At 35.1% G+C, this 25,056-nt stretch carries 21 protein-coding genes; 12 read left to right on the top strand and 9 right to left on the bottom strand.

Going from position 1 to position 25,056, the window contains the following annotated elements:
- Positions 1-11: 11 nt before the first annotated feature.
- Positions 12-1,400 carry a 3-isopropylmalate dehydratase large subunit gene (gene leuC, locus ACM6F9_RS08375; RefSeq protein WP_414845288.1) on the bottom strand — a complete coding sequence of 463 codons (1,389 nt, stop codon included), beginning with the start codon at positions 1,398-1,400 and terminating at the stop codon, positions 12-14.
- Between the two features lie 29 nt (positions 1,401-1,429).
- The gene (locus ACM6F9_RS08370; RefSeq protein ID WP_414845287.1) at positions 1,430-2,593 is read right to left on the bottom strand and encodes a 2-isopropylmalate synthase; all 1,164 of its coding nucleotides are present in this window, start codon (positions 2,591-2,593) and stop codon (positions 1,430-1,432) included.
- 148 nt (positions 2,594-2,741) lie between these two features.
- On the opposite strand from ACM6F9_RS08370, the gene ACM6F9_RS08365 reads away from it, so the two are divergent.
- Complete coding sequence (locus tag ACM6F9_RS08365) at positions 2,742-4,286, top strand: hypothetical protein (protein ID WP_414845286.1); 1,545 nt, start codon at positions 2,742-2,744, stop codon at positions 4,284-4,286.
- Positions 4,287-4,587: 301 nt separating this feature from the next.
- On the opposite strand, the gene ACM6F9_RS08360 is transcribed toward ACM6F9_RS08365, so the two are convergent.
- Both ACM6F9_RS08360 and ACM6F9_RS08355 read right to left on the bottom strand, forming a co-directional pair.
- Positions 4,588-5,562, bottom strand: a complete 975-nt coding sequence (locus ACM6F9_RS08360) for a dipeptidase (RefSeq protein ID WP_414845285.1) — start codon at positions 5,560-5,562, stop codon at positions 4,588-4,590.
- Complete coding sequence (locus tag ACM6F9_RS08355) at positions 5,559-6,770, bottom strand: DUF4932 domain-containing protein (RefSeq protein WP_414845284.1); 1,212 nt, start codon at positions 6,768-6,770, stop codon at positions 5,559-5,561. The genes ACM6F9_RS08360 and ACM6F9_RS08355 overlap by 4 nt, the downstream gene beginning before the upstream one ends.
- A gap of 91 nt (positions 6,771-6,861) precedes the next feature.
- On the opposite strand from ACM6F9_RS08355, the gene thrS reads away from it, so the two are divergent.
- Positions 6,862-8,781 carry a threonine--tRNA ligase gene (thrS, locus tag ACM6F9_RS08350; RefSeq protein WP_414845283.1) on the top strand — a complete coding sequence of 640 codons (1,920 nt, stop codon included), beginning with the start codon at positions 6,862-6,864 and terminating at the stop codon, positions 8,779-8,781.
- Between the two features lie 171 nt (positions 8,782-8,952).
- A complete protein-coding gene (gene infC, locus ACM6F9_RS08345) occupies positions 8,953-9,453 on the top strand; it encodes a translation initiation factor IF-3 (RefSeq protein WP_185097810.1) in 501 nt (166 codons plus the stop codon).
- 130 nt (positions 9,454-9,583) lie between these two features.
- Here infC and ACM6F9_RS08340 read toward each other — a convergent pair whose 3' ends face one another.
- Positions 9,584-10,237, bottom strand: a complete 654-nt coding sequence (locus ACM6F9_RS08340) for a hypothetical protein (RefSeq protein ID WP_414845282.1) — start codon at positions 10,235-10,237, stop codon at positions 9,584-9,586.
- Positions 10,238-10,308: 71 nt separating this feature from the next.
- On the opposite strand from ACM6F9_RS08340, the gene ACM6F9_RS08335 reads away from it, so the two are divergent.
- The gene (locus ACM6F9_RS08335) at positions 10,309-11,382 is read left to right on the top strand and encodes a resolvase (protein ID WP_414845281.1); all 1,074 of its coding nucleotides are present in this window, start codon (positions 10,309-10,311) and stop codon (positions 11,380-11,382) included.
- A 90-nt stretch (positions 11,383-11,472) separates the two neighbouring features.
- Complete coding sequence (locus ACM6F9_RS08330; protein WP_414845280.1) at positions 11,473-12,042, top strand: hypothetical protein; 570 nt, start codon at positions 11,473-11,475, stop codon at positions 12,040-12,042.
- 78 nt (positions 12,043-12,120) lie between these two features.
- Here ACM6F9_RS08330 and ACM6F9_RS08325 read toward each other — a convergent pair whose 3' ends face one another.
- From ACM6F9_RS08325 to ACM6F9_RS08315, 3 genes are all read right to left on the bottom strand, one after another.
- Positions 12,121-12,750: a response regulator gene (locus ACM6F9_RS08325; RefSeq protein WP_414845279.1), complete on the bottom strand. Its 630-nt coding sequence runs from the start codon at positions 12,748-12,750 to the stop codon at positions 12,121-12,123.
- Positions 12,751-12,752: 2 nt separating this feature from the next.
- On the bottom strand, positions 12,753-14,960 hold the full coding sequence (locus tag ACM6F9_RS08320) for an ATP-binding protein (protein WP_414845278.1): 2,208 nt from the start codon (positions 14,958-14,960) through the stop codon (positions 12,753-12,755).
- A gap of 429 nt (positions 14,961-15,389) precedes the next feature.
- Positions 15,390-15,608 carry a hypothetical protein gene (locus ACM6F9_RS08315; RefSeq protein WP_414845277.1) on the bottom strand — a complete coding sequence of 73 codons (219 nt, stop codon included), beginning with the start codon at positions 15,606-15,608 and terminating at the stop codon, positions 15,390-15,392.
- A 390-nt stretch (positions 15,609-15,998) separates the two neighbouring features.
- Here ACM6F9_RS08315 and ACM6F9_RS08310 point away from each other — a divergent pair, with 390 nt between their 5' ends.
- The 7 genes from ACM6F9_RS08310 (at position 15,999) to ACM6F9_RS08280 (ending at position 22,591) form a co-directional block, all read left to right on the top strand.
- Positions 15,999-16,820 (top strand): alpha/beta fold hydrolase, encoded by an 822-nt coding sequence (locus tag ACM6F9_RS08310; protein ID WP_414845276.1) that lies wholly within the window; start codon positions 15,999-16,001, stop codon positions 16,818-16,820.
- 187 nt (positions 16,821-17,007) lie between these two features.
- Positions 17,008-17,577, top strand: coding sequence for a hypothetical protein (locus tag ACM6F9_RS08305; RefSeq protein WP_414845275.1), 570 nt, complete (start codon positions 17,008-17,010; stop codon positions 17,575-17,577).
- A 184-nt stretch (positions 17,578-17,761) separates the two neighbouring features.
- A complete protein-coding gene (gene rpmI / locus ACM6F9_RS08300) occupies positions 17,762-17,959 on the top strand; it encodes a 50S ribosomal protein L35 (protein WP_002979658.1) in 198 nt (65 codons plus the stop codon).
- Positions 17,960-18,078: 119 nt separating this feature from the next.
- Positions 18,079-18,423, top strand: a complete 345-nt coding sequence (gene rplT, locus ACM6F9_RS08295; protein WP_034694451.1) for a 50S ribosomal protein L20 — start codon at positions 18,079-18,081, stop codon at positions 18,421-18,423.
- Positions 18,424-18,797: 374 nt separating this feature from the next.
- Positions 18,798-19,976: a M28 family peptidase gene (locus ACM6F9_RS08290; RefSeq protein ID WP_414845274.1), complete on the top strand. Its 1,179-nt coding sequence runs from the start codon at positions 18,798-18,800 to the stop codon at positions 19,974-19,976.
- Positions 19,977-20,039: 63 nt separating this feature from the next.
- Positions 20,040-21,215 (top strand): M28 family peptidase, encoded by a 1,176-nt coding sequence (locus ACM6F9_RS08285; protein ID WP_414845273.1) that lies wholly within the window; start codon positions 20,040-20,042, stop codon positions 21,213-21,215.
- A 206-nt stretch (positions 21,216-21,421) separates the two neighbouring features.
- Positions 21,422-22,591, top strand: a complete 1,170-nt coding sequence (locus tag ACM6F9_RS08280) for a M28 family peptidase (RefSeq protein ID WP_414845272.1) — start codon at positions 21,422-21,424, stop codon at positions 22,589-22,591.
- A gap of 75 nt (positions 22,592-22,666) precedes the next feature.
- On the opposite strand, the gene ACM6F9_RS08275 is transcribed toward ACM6F9_RS08280, so the two are convergent.
- A complete protein-coding gene (locus ACM6F9_RS08275; RefSeq protein ID WP_414845271.1) occupies positions 22,667-24,790 on the bottom strand; it encodes a TonB-dependent receptor in 2,124 nt (707 codons plus the stop codon).
- Positions 24,791-25,056: the final 266 nt, after the last annotated feature.

Here is a 25,056-nt window from a genome sequence, read left to right as displayed (position 1 = left end):
CTTTTATCTGTTTAGTTTACACTTTCAAAAGCTGAGATTTTACCTTCTATTGCTGCTTTTGCTGCGGTAAGCGGGCTGGCAAGAATCGTTCTTGAACCTTGTCCCTGTCTGCCTTCAAAGTTTCTGTTGGAAGTGGAAACACAATATTCTCCTTCCGGAATTTTATCATCATTCATCGCCAGACATGCTGAACATCCCGGCTGGCGAATCTGAAATCCTGCATCACTGAATATTTTATCCAAACCTTCTTCATAAATCTGTTTCACCACTTGCTGAGATCCCGGAACAATCAGTGCTTTTACAGCTTCTGACTTGCTTTTCCCTTTAATATACTGGGCTGCAGAACGGAAATCTTCTATTCTGGCATTGGTACAGCTTCCTATGAAAACATAATTAACTTTGATGCTGTTAACAGCCTGGCCAGCTGCCAGTCCCATATATTTCAAAGCTTTCTCTTCAGATTCATTTTGTGGTGCCGGAATAACTTCGCGGATTGAAATCCCCATTCCCGGGTTGGTTCCATAAGTAATCATTGGATAAATATCTGAAGCATCAAAGCTTAATTCTTCATCAAAAATGGCTCCTTCATCGGTTTTCAAAGTTTTCCAATAAGCTACTTTTTCAGTCCATTCATCTCCTTCCGGAGCGAATTTTCTTCCCTGTACGTATTCAAAAGTGGTTTCATCAGGGGCAATCATTCCGCCTCTGGCACCCATTTCAATACTCATGTTGCAGACCGTCATTCTTCCTTCCATTGACATTTCCTCAAATACATTACCTGCATATTCACAGAAATATCCTGTTCCTCCGTCCGTTCCTATTTTTGAAATGATATAAAGAATAACATCTTTAGGCTGAACATTTTCGTTCAGTTTTCCATTAACTGTAATTCTCATTGATTTTGGTTTGTTCAGCAGCAAACATTGGCTTGCAAATACCTGAGCAACCTGGCTGGTTCCAATTCCGAAAGCTATAGATCCAAATGCTCCATGGGTAGAAGTATGGCTGTCACCACACACAATACTCATTCCCGGCTGGGTAATCCCTAATTCCGGAGCGATGATATGAACAATTCCCTGATATTGATGTCCTAATCCGAAAAGCTCAATATTGTTTTTCTGACAGTTTTCTGTAAGCTGCTCTACCTGATTTCTTGAAAGTTCATCTCTGATAGGCTGTTCCTGATTCAAAGTAGGAACATTGTGATCCGCAGTGGCTACAATCTGTTCCGGTCTGAATATTTCCAGGTTTCTGGATTCAAGTTCTGCAAAGGCCTGAGGACTGGTTACCTCATGAATAAGATGTTTGTCTATATAAATGATCTGAGGTCCGTCAGGAATAGTTTCTACCACATGAGCGTCCCAAACTTTATCAAAAAGTGTCTTTTTATTGTTGTTCATTGTTTACTTTATCTTGATTTAAATCAAACCTATCCAATTTTTCTGTTGAAAGAATCCATCATCAGGCTCAGATCATCATTACATATTTCTTTTTTAAGGTCAGCGATTTTCAAAAACTCCTGATATAGATAATCAAGTTCATTTTTGGTCACTTCATAACCGATATGCTTGAAGCGGTAAGCCAATGCTGAACGTCCGCTTCTGGCAGTAAGAATAATCGAAGAAGCATTCACACCTACTTCTGCAGGATCAATAATCTCATAAGTTTCTCTGTTTTTAATCACACCATCCTGATGAATTCCTGAGCTGTGAGCAAAGGCGTTCGCACCTACAATAGCTTTGTTAGGCTGTACAGACATTCCCATAAGATCAGACACCATTGTACTCATTTCATTCAACATTCTGGAATTCACATCGGTATGCAGATTCAAATCTCTATGCTGCTTCAAAATCATGACAACTTCCTCCAAAGCCGTATTCCCTGCTCTTTCTCCCAATCCATTGATGGTACATTCAATCTGACGCGCACCATTGATCGCTCCGGCAATAGAATTGGCAGTAGCCAACCCAAGGTCATTATGACAATGGCATGAAAGCACCGCTTTTTCGATTCCTTTTACATTTTCTCTCAGGTATTTTATTTTCTGACCATATTCTTCCGGAAGGCAATATCCTGTGGTATCAGGAATATTCAGTACAGTTGCTCCCGCTTTGATAACGGCTTCGCAAACCCTTGCCAGATATTCATTATCCGTTCTCCCGGCATCTTCAGCATAAAATTCTACGTCTTCCACATATGTTTTAGCATACCTTACAGCATCTGCTGCCCTTTCAATAATATCTTCTCTTGTTGAGTTGAATTTATATTTAATATGAGAATCAGAAGTTCCGATTCCAGTGTGAATTCTTGGTTTCTTTGCAAACTTCAGAGCTTCAGCTGCTACATCAATATCTTTTTTGTTTGCTCTCGTCAGTCCGCATACCTTTGCATTTTTTACCAGTTTTGAGATTTCTGAAACAGATTCAAAATCTCCGGGACTCGAAATTGGAAATCCCGCTTCAATGATATCAATTCCCAACTCGTCAAGCCTTTCAGCAATAATCAGCTTCTGTTCCGTGTTCAGTTTACATCCCGGAACCTGTTCCCCATCTCTCAGTGTCGTATCAAAAATTTCGATTTTTTCGGAATTCATAAGTGAAGTTTTTTACTTAATTTTGGCTCAAAACTACAGCATGCAATATTTTTTCATTTTCATTTTTTCTGAAAATTACAATATTCAACAGCTGAAAAAACAATCGTATTCATTTGTTAATCAATAATTTAATTTATAAAAATTTACAATGGCAGAATTGCAGAAAGATTTTTTGTTTGTATTGGTAAAGTCATTGACCACCTCTGAAAAAAGACAGTTTAAGTTATATGTAAACCGTCTCGGAATTAACGTAGATGCCAAATTTCTATTGTTATTTTCCGAAATGGATAAGATGAAAGAATATGATGAAAGCATTATTATTGAGAAAAAAATTTCCACCAAACAACAGCTTTCCAATCTGAAAGCCCATCTTTACAAACAGGTTTTGGTGAGCCTCCGTATGAACCCAAGTCACCAGAACTACAGAATCCAGCTTCGTGAACAGTTAGATTTCGCCAATATTCTGTATCAAAAAGGGCTTTACAAACAGGCTTTAAAGATATTAGACAAAACCAAGCAAACTGCATTGGAACTGGATGAGAAAAGTATCGCTTCGGAAATCATAGATCTGGAAAAAGTAATTGAATCCCAATTTATTACACGAAGCATTGAAGGTCGTGCCGAAGAGCTTATCAAGCAATCTCAGGAGATCAGTAAACAGAATCGTTACACCACAAAATTATCTAATCTTTCACTAAAATTATACAGTGAAATGCTTACCCACGGCTATGTAAAAAATGATACAGACCGCCAGGAGGTGATGGATGTTTTCAATGCTCAGATTAAAAACATAAACCCCGAAAAGCTGAATTTCACGGAAAAGCTTTGGTATTATAAAGCCCATGTCTGGAAAAACCAGCTTTTACAGGATTACAAATACACTTTGAAATATGCCTATCAATGGGTAGATCTTTTTCATAAGAAGCCAGAAATGATCTATAGCCACCCGGTTTGGTACATTAAGGGGAATACTTACCTGCTAAAAATTCTGTTTTTGTATGGAAATATTGATATTCTGGAAGAACATTTTGAGAATTTCAATACAATGGTACATGCGGAGAATTTTGTTCAGAATGAGAACCTTCAGTCCCTTATTTTCCTTACCCAATACAATACATTGATGAATATTCATTTTGTAAAAGGAGAGTTTTTTACAGGAACCAAGCTTATTCCTGAAGTAGAATTAAAAATGGAAAGACTTAGAGAAAGAATTGATGAGCATCATTTCATGATTCTTTACCTTAAAATGGCGGCCATGTTCTTTGGCAGTAAAATGTTTGATAAGTCCATTGAGTATTCTATGAGAGTCATAGAATCTAAAGGAAATGTACAGGAAGATTTATTATTTCATACTCGAATTTTGATCTTAATGGCAAAATATGAGTCTGGAAATGATGAAGATTATGATGAATTCATTACTTCTACATTGAAGTTTGCCAAGAAAATGAAGAAACCGGAAGAATTCCATTTTGAAAGCATTCAGTTTTTTAAGAATCTTAATAATCAGGTTTTGGATCAGAGACAGAAAGCATTTGAAAGTTTTGATAAAAAGCTGGAAGAGTATTCCAACAACGAATATTACAGACGATCATTATTTTATATTGATATTCATGGATGGATCAAATCTAAAGTCCAGAATGTGGATGTGGTTGAAATTATCAAGCAGAAAGTAAAGTATAAAAGAAAGCATTAAATAAAATTACATAAAAATTCATTTTACAGTATCTTATCATACTTTACTTCATGTAAAATAAAACAAGAAAAATTATTTTCTTGTTAATATAATTTCACAGATTTAGGTATTAACAGATCGCTCCTCCGGAGCTTTATTTTTAAAGGCACTTCATTTTTTCTACTAACAGTAGATCCCGTTGAGATCAAATCCATCTTCAATAAGAGCTAACTATTAATAGGAAATATTTAGTTTTAAAATTAGAGATCCGGAGGAGCGACCTGTTATAATTATGCATTGATTTGATCCGATAAGAATGATTTTATTTATACATATTCTCTATGAAATCCAATGCATTTTTATGACTGATCTTTTCTAACAATTCGGAAGAGAAACGTTTTTCAATTTCTTTATTGATTGCATTAAAAGCGGATGCATCATCGTATCCTTCAAAGAAAAAAGGATGACGGGATTTATCAGGATGGTTTTTGCAAAAGAAAAAATCGGCACCGTACGCAATAGCATCTTCCGCACCCAGATCAAGACCGTACTGAATATGTTCGTATAACATCTCAGGATTTTTATCATCGACACAATTGCGGATAAAATTGAGTCCTATCAATCCTTTTCTTTTAATGACTTCTTTTGCCAGTTCATCAGGAAGGTTTCTTTTTTTGTCATGTACTGGTCTATAGTTAGAATGACTTGCCAAGATAGGAATCTTATAGTTTCTTTGATCTATATAATTAAGAATTCCGTAGGCAAGCTGATCGCTGGTATGGGCAAGATCAATAGCAATGTTTTTTTCTGAAAAATAGTCAAGCAAAACTTTCCCGTCATCTTTAAGTCCTACATCAGAATAGTTCCCTCCTCCAAAGCGGTTTTCAGTATGATGGGTTATTCCAAGATAAAGAATTCGCTGTGTTTTTTCAATGATTGCTTCCAGATTTTTAAAACCAGTTTCTAAAGTATCATCTTCGCCACAGAAACCGGATGCATTTTCAATAGAAGCGATAACTCCTACTTTGTCTTTGTTCTCAGAATTTTTATAGTTTTCTCCTTCGAACAAGAAAAAATTTTCATTTTGAAGGAAATTTGAAAATATTTCGCTCTGTTTTGCTCCATAAGCAGTACTATTGGCCCCTGTTGCTGAGTATATGGCCATAACCTGAAGCTTTACATTTCCTTCTTTTAAATAAGGAAGTGAACAGCCAAGTTCTTTGTCATCAATTAATGCGCCCGGCTCAAGTAAATAGCATAATAAGTCGCAGTGCAAATCTACATTTATAGTATTCATTGTATTGTAATATTGGAATTTTTATTTTCTATTTTGTTAAGTTCACCATTGATAAATTCCACAGAACTGTTTTCAAAAATTTCAAGCAGTTTTGGTACGAAAGCTCCGAATGTTTTATATTTTTTCCTGTCAGAATGATATTCTTTTAATTTCTCTTCTAATAATGGAATAAAAATGAAATTATTTTTCAGATGATATTCCTGAAGTCTTTTTACCCTTTCCTTATCTTTTTGAATTCTGGCGGTTTCAATTTCGCCTAATCTTACCAAATGTTCAGCTACACAGGTCTGATAATCTCCATAACCTCCTGTTCTGATCATGGTTTCCTTTAATTTTGATTTTTCGAATAGGTCTTTAAATTTTGTACGCTTATCTGTGTTTTGATAAACTTCTTTATTGACAAAGGAATGTCCAAATTCGTGAACACTTAAAAACCGGGCCTGAAACTGATTGTCATACCCAAATTCTCCTGGTTTCTGTACCCTTACAAACGGGCTGGCAATCTCGTAAATATTCTGTTGCCCGGATGGTAATATGACATTGGTACCAATTCCTCTTCCTTCATTATCTTCAATAGGCCACATCATCATAGGGGAAATAATAATAGTATAACTATTAAAACTTTCACCATAAAATTGTTCCATGGCTCTCGTAAATCCGTCAGGAATCTGTTTTCTGTATTCTGCTATTCCCCCCTTATAAAAGGTTTCATTCTCTTTAAAAAACTGTCCGATATTCTCCTTAATGTAGAATTTTGAAAGCTCTGAAAGATAATTTTTAATTAAATCTGTTGCTTCTTTATTCTGTTCTTTTGTAAGATTATTGTTTTCAAAGTGATATTCATTAATCCATTCCACATCCGGAAATTCCTTATGATACATTAGAGGTTTCATCATTGCATCATTTCCACTCCCATATTTTTTCAATAAAATATCATTGAGTCTGGCGGTTGAAACAGCAATATCTGAGTCTTTCAAATGGCCGTATTTCTGTAAGGCATTTTTAACAACCGGCTGATAAACAGAACACTCTTTTATCTTATAAAGTTCAAAATCCTTATTATTCTTTCGGTGCTCTGCAGACAGTATTTCTACAAGAAAATAAGTCTCAATATTTCTATTGTAAGTAACAGAAAATGTGGATGTACTTTTCTGCGAAAAACAGAATGTGGCACTCAATGAGACAAAAACCACGAATAACTTTTTCATTTTAATATTAATTCTCATTCTAAATATAGGCTAATATAGTATTTTATCTAAAAATTCCGTATTTTTGCATCTTAAAATTTCTTAGTAAACAATGATAAAAATTACACTTCCAGACAATAGCGTCAAAGAATTCGAAGGAGCAGTGACTCCTCTAGATGTGGCAAAATCTATAAGCGAGGGATTGGCAAGAAACACCATCTCCGCAATTGTTAATGATCAACAAGTAGAAATAACCACACCTATAACCACGGATTCTACGGTACAGCTTTTGACGTGGAATGATGATCTTGGAAAGAAGGCTTTCTGGCATTCTTCTGCCCACCTTTTGGCGCAGGCTATCCTTGAGTTTTATCCTAATGCTAAGTTGACAATCGGTCCGGCTATTGAAAGCGGATTCTACTATGATGTAGATTTCGGGGATGAAAGCTTATCTGAAAAAGATTTTGAAAAGATTGAGAAAAAGATCTTAGAAAACGCGAAGAAAGGGTCTACATTCTCTCTATATCCGGTTTCTAAAGAAGATGCTTTAAAAACATATGCAGACAACCCTTACAAAGTAGAATTGATCTCTAATCTTAATGACGGAGAAATCACTTTTGTAACGCACGATAACTTCACAGACTTATGTCGTGGTGGTCACATTCCAAATACAGGAATTGTGAAGGCAGTTAAGATTTTAAATGCAGCAGGAGCTTACTGGAGAGGAAATGAAAAAAATCCTCAATTAACAAGAGTATACGGTATTTCTTTCCCTAAACAGAAAGATCTTACTGAATATCTTGAAAGATTAGAAGAAGCTAAAAGAAGAGACCACAGAAAATTAGGGAAAGAACTTGGAATTTTTGCATTCTCTGAAAAAGTAGGTGCTGGTTTACCACTTTGGTTACCAAAAGGTACTGCTTTAAGAAGAAAATTGGAGAATTTCCTTTCTGACGCTCAGAAAAAAGGAGGTTATGAATTCGTAATGTCTCCACACATCGGGGCAAAAGAATTATATGTAACTTCAGGACACTGGGATAAATACGGGGAAGACAGCTTCCAGCCGATTAAAACTCCGAACGAAGGAGAAGAATTCTTATTGAAGCCAATGAACTGTCCTCACCACTGTGAAATTTACAAAACTTCACAATGGAGCTACAGAGATTTACCAAAAAGATATGCAGAATTCGGTACGGTATACAGATATGAGCAAAGTGGAGAGCTTCACGGATTGACAAGAGTTCGTGGATTTACTCAGGATGATGCTCACCTTTTCTGTACTCCGGATCAGCTTTCTGAAGAATTTGAAAAAGTAATTGACCTTACACTTTATGTATTCAAATCTTTAGGGTTTGAAGATTTTGTAACCCAGGTATCATTAAGAGATCCTGAAAACAAACAAAAGTACATTGGTTCTGATGAGAATTGGGAGAAAGCAGAAAGTGCAATCATCAATGCAGCTCAGAAGAAAGGTTTAAAAACGGTAGTTGAATACGGAGAAGCGGCATTCTACGGTCCTAAGCTTGACTTCATGGTGAAAGATGCTTTAGGAAGAAAATGGCAGCTGGGAACTATCCAGGTAGATTACAACTTACCAGAAAGGTTTGACCTTCATTATATCGGAAATGATAATGAAAAACACAGACCGGTAATGATCCACAGAGCACCATTTGGTTCTATGGAGCGCTTCATTGCTATCTTACTGGAAAACACAGCTGGTGATTTCCCATTATGGCTAAGCCCGGATCAGTTTATTATTCTACCGATCAGTGAAAAATATGTAGATTATTCAAAAAAAGTTTCACAATTTTTGGAAAATCACGATATTAGCGGTCAGATTGATGATAGAAACGAGAAGACAGGTAAAAAGATCCGTGATGCAGAATTAAATAAGATTCCTTTCATGCTTGTAGTAGGAGAAAATGAAGAAAAAGAAGGCACGATTTCTGTAAGAAGACGTGGAGAAGGAGATCTTGGAGTAATGAAGATGGAGGATTTCGTTGCTTACTTCAAAAAAGAAGCAGCAATATAAATTTAAAATTAAAAGATTGAAGGATTCAAAGATTAATGAATTAATGAATCTTTCAATTTTAGATATTTAAATCAATTAAAATAAGTAGTTAACCAATAAAATTATAATACAATAGCACAAAGATTTAACAACAGGGGCCCACAAAGACGTCCGGTACAAGAGGACTTACACTTGATCAACGATAAAATTCGTGTGAGAGAGCTTCGTTTGGTGGGCGATAACGTAGAGCCAGGAATTTATCCAATTGACAAAGCAAGACAGATTGCTGCGGATCAGGAATTGGATTTAGTAGTAATTTCTGATAAAGCAGAACCTTTTATTGCAAGAATATTAGAATATAAGAAATTCTTATATGAGCAAAAGAAAAAACAAAAGGAACTTAAAGCTAAGCAGGTAAAAGTGGTAGTAAAAGAGATCCGTTTCGGACCTCAGACAGATGACCACGATTATGAATTCAAAAAGAAGCATGCTGAGAAATTCCTTGAAGAAGGTTCTAAATTAAAAACCTACGTATTTTTTAAAGGACGTTCGATTATCTTTAAAGATCAGGGAGAAATTTTGCTTTTAAAGCTTGCTCAGGAATTGGAGCACGTAGGTAAAGTAGACCAGCTTCCTAAACTTGAAGGAAAAAGAATGATTATGATGATGAGTCCTAAAAAACCAGCAAAATAATTAAGTCATTATTTCACATATAAAACCTCAAATTGCTTTGAGGTTTTTTTGTTGCAAAAATTCAGTAAAACACAGGAATCGCTGACCCAGACTACTCTAACTGAATCAACGATTAATATTCTTTTATAATTTATCCTTCGAAATTACCGCAATCATGCTCTGTAAAAAGCTCAAAAGCTTTTTCGGTTGTGAAATAGGTGGATATTCTTTTGCCTTTCATTTCCAGTTTCTGACCTTCTATAACAAGTTCGTAAACGGGAGCTTTATCTATTTGAGTTAAAATATAAGTTCTTTCCGGTGTTTTAAAAATAGTTTTATTTCCTTCTATAGAATATGAAAAATCACTGATCTCAAAGGTATCTTTTTCATCGCAGACATTGGTCCATCTTATTTTCTTCTTTGTGATGGACAAACTTGTTAAGTCACAGGAATAACAGTTACCCGAGAACTCTATACCATATTTCTCATACACATTTGTACTTTTACTATTCAATACATCAATAGGGACCAGCGAAGCAAAATCACCAGGTATTTCTAATTTTGATATAGCCTTCTTTTCCATATCGGTTTTAGAAACTGAAACAGGTGCTGTTTTTACATCTGGAGAAGCATTTTTTTCCACTTTTTTTTCTGTAGCAGGCGAACAGGAAGTTAACAATACTATCGCAATTGAAAGGCTGGTTATTACGTTTTTCATCTTTTTAAAATAATCTATAATACTTGGTTTATCATTTTGTAAAATTGTCCAAATTCTATCGTTCAATATATCCCTGTTTTCAGCCATTTATCCCCTATATTAGGTAGTTTTGTTGGCCACAGGTGTGAATACTGATACATTTGCCCAAAATAGAGAAAATGAAAATATTCAATCAAATCGTTATATCATCTATGGTGGTTTTTCTGGGATGCAATCAACAAAACAAAACGTCAGAAACAAGCAAGGCAGAAACTGAAGTTAAGCAAAAACTGATAACACTTGCCGATTTTAAAAAAATAAAAGGAGTGGATAATGTTCAGGAGGTACCATTTCAATTATTTACCAAGCTTGACTCTGTCCAGTTTTTTGTAACTCCCAGCAAAGATGCCGCTCATCTGAAAGTAGCTTATAATAAGTTCGATAATTATTATGGATTTGAAGAGTTTGAAGACTTCTACTCTATTCACTACAGCATTAATAACAATATTTCGAACAGCATTGAAGCTTTTGTTTTGAAGTCAGAATTCACTCCGTCATTTGAATTAACTTTAAATGGTGTGGATCTTTATGAAATCAGAAGCAGCACATTTAAACAATCTGATGATTTTAAAAATAAATCTTTTAAGAAATTTGGAACTATTACTGAGATTTCAGAACAGGAATTTAAAACCAGTTCAAAAAATACAATCAATGAACCATTAGTAAAAAATCCGAATATGAAACTACAGGATGATAACTGGGTATACATTGAAAATGGCAGAAAAGAGGTTATTACACAGCATGAAAGTATATCCACAGAAACGGGTCCACTTGCGAATGAATACGTGGGAAGATCACCTTTCCTGAATCTTGAGGTTTTTAAAGAAAATTCCGATGAAGTCGCAGAATCTTACTATTCATTTTACAATATAAAAAATGCAGTGATGTTTGAGTTAAGTACTGATGGCTATCCACAAATTCTTCCAACCAAGAGCTGGGTTACCTCTGTTTCCTCTAATAATGATGTGGGGAGTAATTTTATTATCGCTAAATATTTACCGCAAACCAAGAAACAGGACAATCTTTTATATGTGAATTTCACCAACTTCAAAATAGCTGATGATAAAAAGGCATTCTGGACAGATAACAATACCTTTTATGCAGAAGTTTTTCCACTTAATTCTGCTGCGGTAAATGGTAAAAAGCAGAAAACAGCTTATATAAAGATCCAGTTAAAGGCGGATTTGTTTTAACCTATTAATAAGATAAAAAACCCCTGAAATCAGCCAGTGTGTAAGGGAATAAAGTCTAATATCTTTGCTGCAATTATTTAAAGAGATACAATGAAAAAATTAAGTTTGACGATTCTTTTCTGTTTACTAAGTTTTATGACTTTCGCACAATCGTTAAAAGTAGTGATAAAACAGGATGGAAAAGTAATTCAACCTGTGAATGATGTTTACGAATTGAAGAAATCCACTTTCCAGTTCGAAATCACTTCTACCAATCTGGAAGGATTTCTAGTGGGAGCCACTACAAATAAGGATATTTATGCAGGAGCTTTGGGACTTTTAAGCACACAAGAGGTTCCATGGTTTCAGAATACGGGTATGGCGGAGGAACTCTACAATAAGGACAAAGAAATGTTTCTGATGGATTCTGCTCCTTCTTATTGGTATTATACAGATGCGAAAGATCACAGATTTGATAAAAACCCTAAAGGTAATGCTAAACAATGGACTGCTACACGTACTATCACAAGGTTTTATGATATTATGGTAGACCAGCCTATCAATTTAAAGGATTTTGATGGCAGAGTTTTCATCCTGATGTATCAGCCTGAATATAATGACGAATATGATTTAATAGGAAAGAAAAACCTGTTTCAGGCAGCGTTGGAATTCAAAGATTAAAACACACCAATTATTTGATTATATAAGAAAAAGGTCTGCTTTTACGATGTAAGCAGGCCTTTTTTGTAGATAAATATTTTATTCAATAATCAATCCATATTCTATCGCTAATTTGATGGCTGAACTAAGATTGGATGTCTGGAATTTCTCAATAAGGTTCTTTCTGTGGCTTTCTACGGTATGCGGACTGATAAACAGTTTTTCTGCCATTTGATTGGTGGTAAGTCCTTTCGCAGCTTCCCCAAGAATTTCCTTTTCTCTTCGGGTCAGCTTCGGAACCTGATTGAGCCCATCAGCTGATTTTTTCTCCAAAACAGACTTAGTTTGCGAGCATAAGAATTGTTTGCCATCATATACTGAGCTAATTCCTTCCAGAATTTCAGAAACTGAAGCATTTTTTTGAATATACCCCGAAGCACCTTCTGCCAGAGAACTATTAATGACAGGCAGTTCATTGTGAACGCTGAGTATAATAATCTGAAGATTGTTATACTTTTTCTTTAAAGGTTTTATGAGTTCGATACTGTTGGTATCTACCAGATTGATATCCAGCAATAAAATATCGATTGTTTGTTTTGCGAGACCTGCATTCATTTCTGAAACATTTTTGAAACAATCTACTACATCTATGGTATCACTGTTTCCTAAAATATTCTTCAATCCTTCTAAGAGAAGTGGGTGATCATCTGTTATGGCTACTTTTATCATGTTTAATGAATAGGAATTTGAAGTTCTATACTGGTACCAATATTCCGTTCGGAAGTAATATTCATTGTTCCTTTTAAAAATTGGATTCTTAATTCTATATTATGAAAACCTGCTGTTTTTCTAACGTCTAAGCTTTTAGGATCAAAACCTTGACCGTTATCTTCTACCGTAATGTTTAATACATTTTCTTCTTCGCTTATCTGAATAATAATCTCGGAAGTGTTGGCATGTTTTATGGCATTATTGACCAATTCCTGAATGATTCTGTATATGATCAATTGTTTTTCCTGATATACAGAATTGCTGTAATTGATAAATTCTGTGTGAATTTCTAAAGCATTATTGGAAATACGGGAAGCAAACTCCTGAATAGCTACTTCCAGACCATATTTCATTAACAGATCCGGCATTAAATTGTGAGCAACACGCCTTAACTCTTCTACCGCTCCATCAATCTGATTAATTGATTTGGAAATTCCTTCTTCCATATTTTCAGACTGATGAGGGTTTAAATAAGACAACTGATGCTTCGTTCCGGAAAGTAGACCTCCCAATCCGTCATGAAGATCACGGGCAAGCCGGCCACGCTCCTGTTCCTGCCCTTCCAACAATGCAGTAAGCGTAGATATTTTCGAGTTTTGTTTCTCCTGTTCCATTGCTAAGGCATGCAATTCATCTCTTCGCTTAAGAGACTTGGCGCGTTGTTTATAAGCATACAACAATAACAGGATCAGAATAATGAAGAATATGATAAAGAAAATATAGTAGGTATTGATCTTTTCTTTAAATGCCAGCAGCTTTTTATAGTTGTTAATATCATCACTCTTCTGTTGGGTTTCTAATTTTGCCAAACGAAGCTGCTGTTCCTTTTTCTCCGATTCAAGTTCTGAGAATTTCAATCGTTCCCGTTGATTTTCTTCTACCAGCTTTAAGTTGTTGTACACCTGCTCACGTTGTGCCCGAAGAATGTTGATTAATTTAATTTCCTGCACTTTTTTATCACTTTCCAGCTGAAGCTTTATGTATTTCTGCTCCTGCCGTTCTTTATCAAATTGGGATTCCAGCCTTTTGGTAATATCCAGTTTTTCCTGATCGTAAACGCTTTTATATTGATCAACATAACCTTTATAATAAGTGAGCGCTTCTTTATAATTGCCCTGTTCTTCGCTAATTCTGGATAAAGATTCAAGGACAGACAATTCTATCATATGATTTCTTACCGGGCTTTTCCCAATTTCCATAGAAGCTTTCAGAAAATAAGACTTAGCTAAATCATAATTTTTATCCTGTAATGCCAATTCTGCTAAAATCCCAAATGAAGAAGCAATGTGAATAGCATCACCGATTTCCAGACTCACCTTATTAGCGAGTTGGGCATATTGCATTGCCTTACTGCTATCAAACCCAGTATATAAATTCGCTAAATTGATGGCCGCATATGAAAGGCTATTTCCGCTAAGCATAGCATCTTTCTTTTTATTGAAAGTAGCGATAGCCTGTAAATAATACTGTTCTGTTTTATTTCGAAACACTGTATTGGATGGATCCTGTGTATATTTTTGTTCATATACGTACCCCATCCGCATATAAGCATCAAAGATAAGATTGGGATCATTTTGTTTAGAAGCTAACAATAGAAATTGTTTGCTGTATTTTTCTTCCAGCTGATATTCATTCAGGTCAGAATAAATGGCAGATAACTCCTTGGCTGTATTACCCAATCTTCCATATAGTGTGGAAGTGATTGGTGAGTCTTCATAATATTCGATAGCTTTCAGGTAAGCGGCAACAGCATCAGTCGTTTTATTATTACGGATCAAAATCCAGCCTTTTGCATATTGCAGATAACCCTTGGCTTCGTTGCTGGTTGTTTTCAAGCTGTACGCTTTTGCCATTTCCAGGCTTTTTGAAGATTCAGATTCTTTATTATCCAGCCGGTAATTCATGGCTTGCACGGCATATAAAATAGTGGCATACTTCCCATCAGGCTGTTTTCTAGCAATGGAAATATTGGTTTCTAAAATCTGATAAGACTGAGGTTTACGATTATGAAAAAATAAGGCTGTAGCGTATCTGGGAGCAAGATTCAATTGTTCTGCAGTATTGTTTGAAGCATGTTTGAACTCCCTTTCTAATTTGCTTAAAACATCTTGTGCCTGAACAAAAAACGGACAAATAATTAAAGTAAATACAAATAGCAACCTGTGCATCAGCCCCTTATCTTTATTAAGTTTTAGTATAGTAAAGAATGTAAATATAGGTAAATACCGCTAATTGATTTTGAGGCTGTTTTGTTCGGTAAAATAACTTTTTATTCCGTAAAGCAAAACGGCAATCCTATCCAGATCAATTATTACTTTTACAGCTTCTTCTCCACCCAATTTTATTTTGTTATTGCTTTTACCCATGCTTATATTGTAGTGTTTGTTCGAAATAAGAATTTATCCTTTCATTATGGGTGAAAAAGAAAGCTATAGAAGTTATTGAATTAATATTGGTGTTTCGCCACTTTACTTCTTAATCAATTTTCGATTTCAAAGATAATAACAGCTGTTACACGAAAATATCCCTGATAACAGTGGTTTTTTACATCACATGAATATTTTCTAAAATACTTTTAATATATAATTTTCAACCTGTTAAGACAGTATTACACTCAAATAAAATGCAGCTAATATGAGTCCCATAACTCCGGAAAGCAGGAATGAAAGAAAATAATAACGTGCCGTTTTATTCTTCTTCTGTAAAGAATGAATGATCAAAATAATGAGTGTGCATAAAATTCCTGCTCCAAAAAATATAATCAGCACAGCAAGGAATAATGCTCTCTCAAGGTGTAAATCTGCGGATGAAAGCATAGATCAATTAAATTTATAAGTTAGAAAAGTTTTTAAAAGAAGAAAGTTATAGAAATCATCAGATATTTCTGAATTTCACATCATATTACCCCTCAATATTAGAGAGAATCAAACAATAAGACAATCCCGATTATCAGCTATTTTTCACGGTATCTACAGTCTTTCATAGACAATCTAAAAGTTGTTTTGAGTTTTTTATTGATCTATTTCTATAATATAAAGACTTATAGCTCATATATTTTAAAATAATACTACCTGTATATTATTATTGTTTAACAATTATTAATCAATTATTATCTTACATCAAGATATAGTGAAGATTTTCTATCTACATTTGTGAATATAAAAAAGTCAAATACACTCTATTATTAATCATTAAAAAAAGAAACAATGAGCACACTTACATTAAAAGACGGAACAGAAATTTACTACAAAGACTGGGGAAAAGGACAACCTATTTACTTCCACCACGGATGGCCATTATCAAGTGATGACTGGGATGCACAAATGTTTTTCTTCCTTGAACAGGGATACAGAGTAATTGCTCATGACAGAAGAGGACACGGAAGGTCAGAGCAAACTCCTTATGGTCACGATATGGATACCTATGCTTCTGATGTAGCAGAAATAGTAGAAGCCTTAAATTTAAAAGATGTCATCCATGTAGGACATTCTACAGGAGGTGGTGAAGTGATCAGATATGTTGCAAAACATGGTAACGGAAGAGTTTCAAAAGCTGTTTTGGTAAGCGCAGTTACTCCTATTATGGTTCAGAATGACAACAACCCAAATGGAGTTCCAATTTCTGTTTTTGATGATATCCGAAATAATACAGCTAAGCACAGACAGCAATTCTTCATTGATCTTACCTTCCCTTTTTATGGGTACAACAGAGAAGGAGCCAATGTTTCTGAAGGAATCCAGAGAAACTGGTGGAGACAAGGTATGAGCGGTTCTATCAAAGCTCATTACGACTGTGTAAAAGCTTTCTCTGAAACAGATTTTACAGAAGATCTTAAAAGTGTAGATGTTCCTGTATTGGTAATGCACGGTGAAGATGATCAGATTGTTCCTTTCGAAACAACAGGTAAAGTGGCTGCTACCCTGCTTAAAAACGGAAAACTAATTTCTTATCCTGGTTTTCCACACGGTATGCCGACAACAGAAGCAGAAACTATCAATAAAGACTTATTATCTTTTTTTCAATCATAATTAATTTGTATTAAAATATCCCAAAAGCATCATTTTAATAAATGATGCTTTTTTAATACAATACACTAATAAGTGTTTTAAATATAATTAAAAAATACTTTAAATAAAGGGATTAAGTGTATTTTTTTAATCTCAAACTTGTGATTTAAGAGTATTATTATTAAATTCGTGTCGTTAAATAATAATTATGAAAACCAAATTACTGACTTTATTAAGTCTTCCGATGCTTCTTGCATCTTGCGCTCAGGACAATGATCTTGACAATGTGAATGCGAATACACAAATTGAGAAAACTACTACTGCAGATGGAAAGAGTGCATCCCGTCTTATAGACCTTACACGTTACACTCTTTTAAAAGAATCTACCAACCACCCTCAAACTTTAAGTGCAGGACAATCTATCAGCATGGAATACAACGGAAGTACTTACCGATTCATCATGCAAACGGATAACAACCTTGTTCTATACAGAGAAAGACCAGGACTTAATACTGTATTATGGCATTCCAATACCTACAGAAGTACAGGTACTCCATCTCTTATTGTACAAAATGATGGAAACATGGTGATCTACAGAGACGGAAGCCCGCTTTGGAGCTCTAATACTGCTGTTAATTATTATGTGGCTAACCCACATGTGAAACTTCAGCTTTATTCAAGAGCGGGAGCAGCTATTCCTACAGGTTTCAGAATTAAAGTTGTTTTAGGAGGAAATAATGAAGAAAGAAACGACATTATTGTTGAAGACTTCTTATAAAAAATAATTTTTTGATGGATAGCCGCTTCTGCACAGAGGTGGTTTTTTTATATAAAGAGGATAAAACCAAAGATTATGGAAGCTCGAATTGATTTTTTTCGTATCTTTGCACACTATTATTCCTAATGTCTTTAGGGGTAACCAAAACAGATATTGATAACAAAAACAATAAAAAAGCAAAACAATGCCAAAATTAAAAACGAAATCAGGTGCTAAAAAGCGTTTTGCTCTTACTGGTTCTGGTAAGATCAAAAGAAAAAATGCTTACAAAAGCCACATCTTAACTAAGAAAGAAACTAAGCAGAAGAGAAATCTTACTACTACTTCTTACGTAGCTAAAGTGGACGAAAAAAGCGTTCAACGTCAATTAGCAATTAAGTAGTTTTTATAAATCTATATTCGGTTTATAAGAATTCAAAACAAATTCAACAATTTAACCCTGGAACGGAGCAAATAAGAGTAACATCAGTTGCCGCCCTTTTCAAAAAAACAATTTAAATTATGCCAAGATCAGTAAATGCCGTAGCTTCAAGAGCTCGCAGAAAGAAAATTTTTAAGCAAGCTAAAGGTTTCTTCGGAAGAAGAAAGAACGTTTGGACTGTAGCTAAAAACGCGGTAGAAAAAGCAATGCAATATGCTTACCGTGGTAGAAAAGAGAAGAAGAGAAATTTCAGAGCACTTTGGATCACTCGTATCAACGCGGGAACTAGAGAGCACGGAATGTCTTACTCTCAATTTATGGGAGCTCTTAAAAAGAACAACATCGAACTTAACAGAAAAGTTTTAGCAGATTTAGCAATGAATCACCCTGAAGCTTTCAAAGCTGTTGTAGATCAAGTAAAATAATGTAGAATAGATTTTGTTATCAATATAGATCCCGGGTTTTTCCCGGGATTTTTTTGTTGTATAGTTTTCAATCTTATTATGGCTTCGTACAAAATACAATTCCCTGTAGATTTTATAATAATTTGAGACATCAATACTGAAATACATTGCTCACATGAATCAAATACTAAATATTTAACATTAAATATCTAAAATAATAGAAAAATATAAATCAATACAACCAATTAAAAGAATACAAAACCAACATAATAACAAATTAAATAAAAAGACATATTATTATTGAAAAAAGAAGCAATACAGTCAATATATCCATAATTATTGACAATAAATAATGATTTATTGCTATATTAGCAATCTCTAAAGAAAGTATTACAATGAAAAAAGCTGCAGTTTTTTTACTGACGTCTATTGCCCTACAAACTATTGGTGCACAGAGTTTTATTCAAGCTTATAAAGACAGAGCTGATATGGTTACCCAAACCAATATCAACACCAATCTTCAGGAATTTGCAGGATTGGGTGTAAAAAAAACGGGAACAACGGCTAATAACAATGCTTTTGACTGGCTTAAAAATAAATATCTGTCTTACGGATATACAGCCAGTGACTTTTCTGAAGATGCTTTTACCTACGGAGGTAATGCCTCAAAAAATTTCATTATTACCAAAACCGGAACTTTATACCCCAACAAATATGTCATTATCTGTGGGCACTATGATACCATTGTAGGAGCTGGCGTAAGTGACAATGGCAGCGGAACTTCCATTATTCTTGAAGCAGCAAGAATTCTGAAAGATGTTCCTACAGAATATTCAATCAAGTTTATTCATTTTTCCGGTGAAGAGCAAGGTCTTGTGGGAAGTAATCATTATGTAAATAATGTTGCTTACCAGGGAGGTACACGTGTTCTGGATATAAAACTGGTTCTAAATATTGATCAGGTAGGAGGTCTTATAGGAAATAACAACAATACAATCAACTGTGAAAGAGATGAAGGCGGAATATCTTCCAACAACGCAATCTCTAATACGATGACTCAGGAACTGATGACCTGCACTACCCTTTACTCTCCTCTTCAGACTAATCTTTCTCATGCTTACAGCTCAGATTACATGCCTTTTGAGGGCAAAGGATATACCATTACAGGATATTATGAAACGATCCAAAGTAGTAATGAGCATACTGTAAATGATACTTACGCCAATCTTGATCCTGTCTATGTTTTCAATGTAGGGAAAGCCGCTGTGGGAGCTTTGCAGCATTTTGCCGTAGCTACTACAACCAGCAATCTTCTAGGCACCAAAGAAACTACACAAAATTCAACAGAAGCAGTAAGAGTGTATCCTAACCCAGCGAAAGATCTTCTGACGATAGAATTTCAACAGAAGGTAAAACAATTTAAAGTTGAAATTAATGATATGGTAGGAAATTCAGTTCTCAATGTTGAAAACGAGGAAAAAATAAATACTTCAGCCCTTAAAAACGGAATTTATATGGTTACCGTAAAGACAGAAAAAGGAAATACTACAAAAAAAATAATCATTAATAAATAATATCATCCTGAATATTGATGTAAGCTTAAATTTCATCAATATTTCATGGATTAGAATCATACAATGAAGAAAATCTCTACTTTTTTACTGGCCTCTATTGCTATGTATAGTATGAATGCTCAAAGTTTCATTCAGGCTTATCAGGACAGAGCAAATATGGTAAATCAAACCAATATCACCACATCTCTTCAGGAATTTGCAGGATTAGGTGTAAAAAAAACAGGGACGACAGCCAATAACAACGCTCTGGAATGGATTAAAACCAAATACCTTTCCTACGGATATACTGTCAGCCAAATGGCAGAAGACCCTTTTACCTCAGGAAGTTACAGCTCCAAAAACCTTGTCATTACTAAAACAGGAACCGTATATCCTAATAAATACGTGATCATCTGTGGACATTTCGACAGTATTACCGGCACGGGAGTTAATGATAACGGAAGCGGAACGTCTATTATCCTTGAAGCAGCAAGGATTCTGAAAGATGTACCAACCGAATATTCTATAAAATTCATCCATTTTTCTGGTGAAGAGCAAGGACTTTTAGGAAGTACACATTATGCTAACACAGTTGCCTACCAGGGAAGTAACCGCGTTTTGGATATTAAGCTTGTTTTCAACTTGGATCAAGTAGGCGGTGTGATGGGAAATAATAACAATACTGTTTACTGTGATGAAGATCAGGGTGGATTATCAACAAATAACGCAGCTTCCGCTGCTGTAACGCAGGAACTAAGAAACTGTACTGCATTGTACTCTCCTCTTCTTACGGCCGTAGACCCTGCTGAAGATACAGATTATATTCCTTTTGAACAGAAAGGTGAGGTAATTACAGGTTTCTTTGAAAGAATCAGAAGTACCTATCCACATACAGTGAATGATACGTTTGCCAATACGGATCCTGTATATATTTATAAAATAGGAAAAGCATCAGTAGGAGCATTACAGCATTTCGCGGTTGCTACAGGAACACTGGGCACTCATGAAACTGTAGTAAAGAATACCCTTGAAAATATAAAGATCTATCCAAATCCTGCAAAGAATGTCATCAATATTGAACTTCCGGATTCCGGAATTAAGAATTTCACTTTTGAAATTACCGACTTCCAGGGAAGATCAATTTTCAAGAGAACCAATGAAACAAAAATCAATTCCTCCGGATTGGAAAATGGTGCTTACCTTGGGATTTTAAAAACGGGAGATCAAACTGTAGTAAGAAAAGTGATGATCGAAAGATAATTTATAATACAACTTTATTACATAAAAAACCTTTGAAGCCATTCAGAGGTTTTTATTTTTTTACTACCGGTTACAATTCAATCATTTACAATGAAAATCAGAAAACAAGTATGATATTCATATTAAATTTCATTTTATTTTGATACATTAAACACTTTGTTGTGATTTATTTACTACATTCGTGTCACCAAAATAATATTATTTATATGAAAAAATTCACAACACTTTTGTGCACTGCATTTGTGATGCAGTTCATCGGGGCTCAAAGCTTTATCCAGGTTTACAAAGACAGAGCGGATATGGTTACCCAGGCCAACATTACTGCCAATCTTCAGGAGTTTAGTAATTTAGGCGTAAAAACTACTGGTTCTGTGGCCAATACCAACACTTTGAACTGGATCAAAAACAAGTATACTTCTTATGGCTATACTGCCAGCCAAATCGTAGAAAGTCCGTTTACTTTCGGAAGTACGAGCTCCAAAAACTTAATTATTACCAAAACCGGAACGCTTTATCCTAACAAGTATGTTATTATCTGCGGCCATTTCGATACTATTTATGGTCCGGGAGTGAATGACAATGGCAGCGGAACGTCCATCATTCTGGAAGCAGCAAGAATTTTAAGAAATGTTCCTACTGAATATTCAATCAAGTTTATCCATTTTTCCGGCGAAGAGCAAGGATTAAAAGGAAGCAGTCACTATGTGAACAATGTGGTCTATCAGGGAGGTGTCCGCAAATTGGATATCAAACTGGTCATCAATCTGGATCAGGTAGGCGGTGTGAAAGGAAATAATAATAACACGGTCTACTGTGATGAAGATCAGGGAGGTGTTTCCAGTAACAATGCAGCTTCTGCAGCAGTGACTCAGCAGTTGAGAAACTGTACAGCGCTCTACTCTCCTCTTCAGACAGCTGTAGATCCTGCAGCAGATACAGATTATATTCCTTTTGAGCAGAAAGGTGAAGTAATTACAGGATATTTTGAAAGAATCAGAAGCACCTATCCACACTCTTCAAAAGATACCTTTACCAATATGGATCCTGTGTATGTTTATAATATCGGGAAGGCTACTGTAGGCGCTTTACAGCATTTTGCAACAGCAACTACTACAATGAGCAAAGCAGCTGCTAAAAACTCATTAGAGGCGGTAAAAATCTATCCTAATCCTGCCAACAATATCCTTAATATTGACTTACCGGATTCTAAAGAAGCCAACTTCAGTTTTGAAATCAGTAATTCTCTGGGGAGATCTCTTCTGAAAGTAAATAACGAAAGAAAGATTGATGTTTCAAGTTTACAAAACGGAGTGTATATTGGAGTTTTGAAAGTAGGTGAAGAAACACTTGTTAAGAATATTATGATCGAAAGATAGTATATCATTTCACTTAAAAAAATATAGCCCTTTTCTATTTCGAAAAGGGCTGTTTTTTTATAAAGAGGATTCAGATTAGTAATTAAAATTAAGAGAAACCGTATAATATCTTCCATTTCCGCGGACGTATTCTGCGTCACGAGCGGTATACATCGAGGTTGGTGTGAAATAAGAAGTGTTGAATACATTCTCTATCCCAAGACCTACTGTCAGGAGTTTATTCAATTTATAGCTTCCCTGAACATTGAAAAGGTTAAAGCTTTTCACAGGTCCTTCTCCTTCATCATACTTTCCTGAAGCATCAGGTTCAAATTGATCTCTTTTAAATGAGTACATGTGATAAACTCCGAGCTGTAATTTTTGAGCTTTATCATTCCATTTTACGAAAGAGTTCAACCTTGCAGGTGCAATTCTTAAACCGCTTAAATATTTTTCATAGCTGTTGTCATTTCTCACATCTACTTTTCCTTCCTGATACGTATAATTGGTTCCGATCGTTAATCCCTGTGTCGGATAGATATTCACTGCCAATTCTACCCCGTTGATGTACTGAGGAGCACGAAGCGGAGTCCAGAAACCATTCACAGAGACAAGATCAGCTCCCAGTTTGGAATAATTGTAAAAATAGCTGGCTGAAAAATCTACATACTGCCCTATTTTACTGTTGAAACCAATTTCGTAATTGTCAATAACTACGGGATCTGTATTAATTTCGCTTAAGACATTGCTTTTAGCATCTCTAAGTACACGTCCCAGATCATAGATATTAAATCCTCTGGAATAAGAAGTGAAAGGCTGGAAGAAATCAAATGCTACATAGCTCACACCTACATTATAAGACAGATTTGAATAATTCAATCTTCCTCCTTCTACGTTGAACGGAACATCTTTGTTGGAAGGCAACGTAGTATAATCCGGAACTTTTACAGACATTTTATCCCATCGAACACCTGCCTTTACTGTCAAATCATCTGTAAGGAATAATTTTCCCTGTACGAAAGGTGCTGCTGCCAGCATATTCATTTCCGGAACCCACATTCTTCCATCAACCAACGGCTGACTTGTTTTTTCATTTAAGAGGTCCAGACCATATGTCAATGAACCTTTTAATCCTTTGTCTTTTCCAAATTCTGTATTAAAATCTGCTCTGAGACCGTATTTTTTTTCTAAAATAGCCGATTGTCCTCCTGTTTTCCATCTCGGAGCGTTCCTGTAATCATAAATAGTATAAAAGTCCTGGAAATACAAGGTTGTATTAAGGGTGGTGTTATGGAAAATATTCTTATTGATATATTTAAGATATCCATTGTGGTTATATCTTGTTCCTTCTTTCACTCCTTCTCTATCTCCTAATTTACCGGTAGAAGGCAGTTCGCCGTATTTTCCCTGATCCAGAATATATTTGGAATCCTGCAGACTCGAATAGTAATTATACATCGCTTCCAATCTGTTATTCTCATTCAGGTCATATCCTATCTTCGCAAAAATATTGTTGACAGCAGTCTCGCCCAATCCGTATCTTGGATTCTGGACTAATCCTTCACCGTCTATTTTTACTCCGTTTTGAGTAAGAGTTCCATTCACCAGATAATCGAACTTACCTGCTTTACCAAAGAAGCTTTGTGAAATTCTGTACCCTGCGCCACCATCTGATTTAAACATTTTGTTATTAAACAAATCATGGCTGGTAAATCCTAATACAGTTCTTCCTGAAAAAGCTTTGCTGGAAGTACTTTTTTGAGTAATATAATTAATGATTCCTCCTTCTGCGCCATTTCCGTAAATTGAAGTCGCTCCTTTCACCACTTCAATCTGTTCTAAGACCGAAGGATCAATACTTCTGATTTCTCTGTCATTATTACGTAAAGGACTGGATTGTGGAATTCCATCAATCATAATCAGAACATTTCTCCCTCTTAATGTCTGCCCTCTATTGCTCACCAGGTTATTCCCAAATGCTAATCCGGGAACTTTGTAAGCCAAAATATTACTGAGATCAGCTGAAATCAATGATTGTTCTGCAATTTCTTTTTTGTTGATGATATTAACTGTAGAAGCTGTTTTCTTTACAATTTCCGGAGATCTTGATGCGGTAACAATCACTTCATCAAGTCTGTTTTGCTCTAATGAATCTTTTTTCTGGGCAGCGACTTGAGAAAATGTCACAAGGCTTCCGATTAAGAAAATAGATTTAGTCATACTTAAGTGTTATTTAGAATAATTAAAAACAAAAGTACGATTTTTAACAAGCTTTGAATTTTGGATCTTTTAACAACCTTTCTCTTGATATAGTTTTAATTGCTTTTATTAACCATTTTTAAATAAAATAATCAACCTGTCTAATCATTATAGTTTATTTCATTAACAGCAACTGATAATCATCATGTATAAAAACGTGCACCAATCTATTTGATTTTGGATGTCTTCTTTGTGTTAATGAGAAAGTTGCTGCATTAAAAATTGAA

It is taken from the genome of Chryseobacterium sp. IT-36CA2 (genome assembly GCF_949767875.1).
Taxonomy (GTDB): Bacteria; Bacteroidota; Bacteroidia; order Flavobacteriales; family Weeksellaceae; genus Chryseobacterium.
The sequence above is the reverse complement of the archived record's forward strand: the minus strand, read 5'-3'. Positions and strand labels throughout refer to the sequence as shown.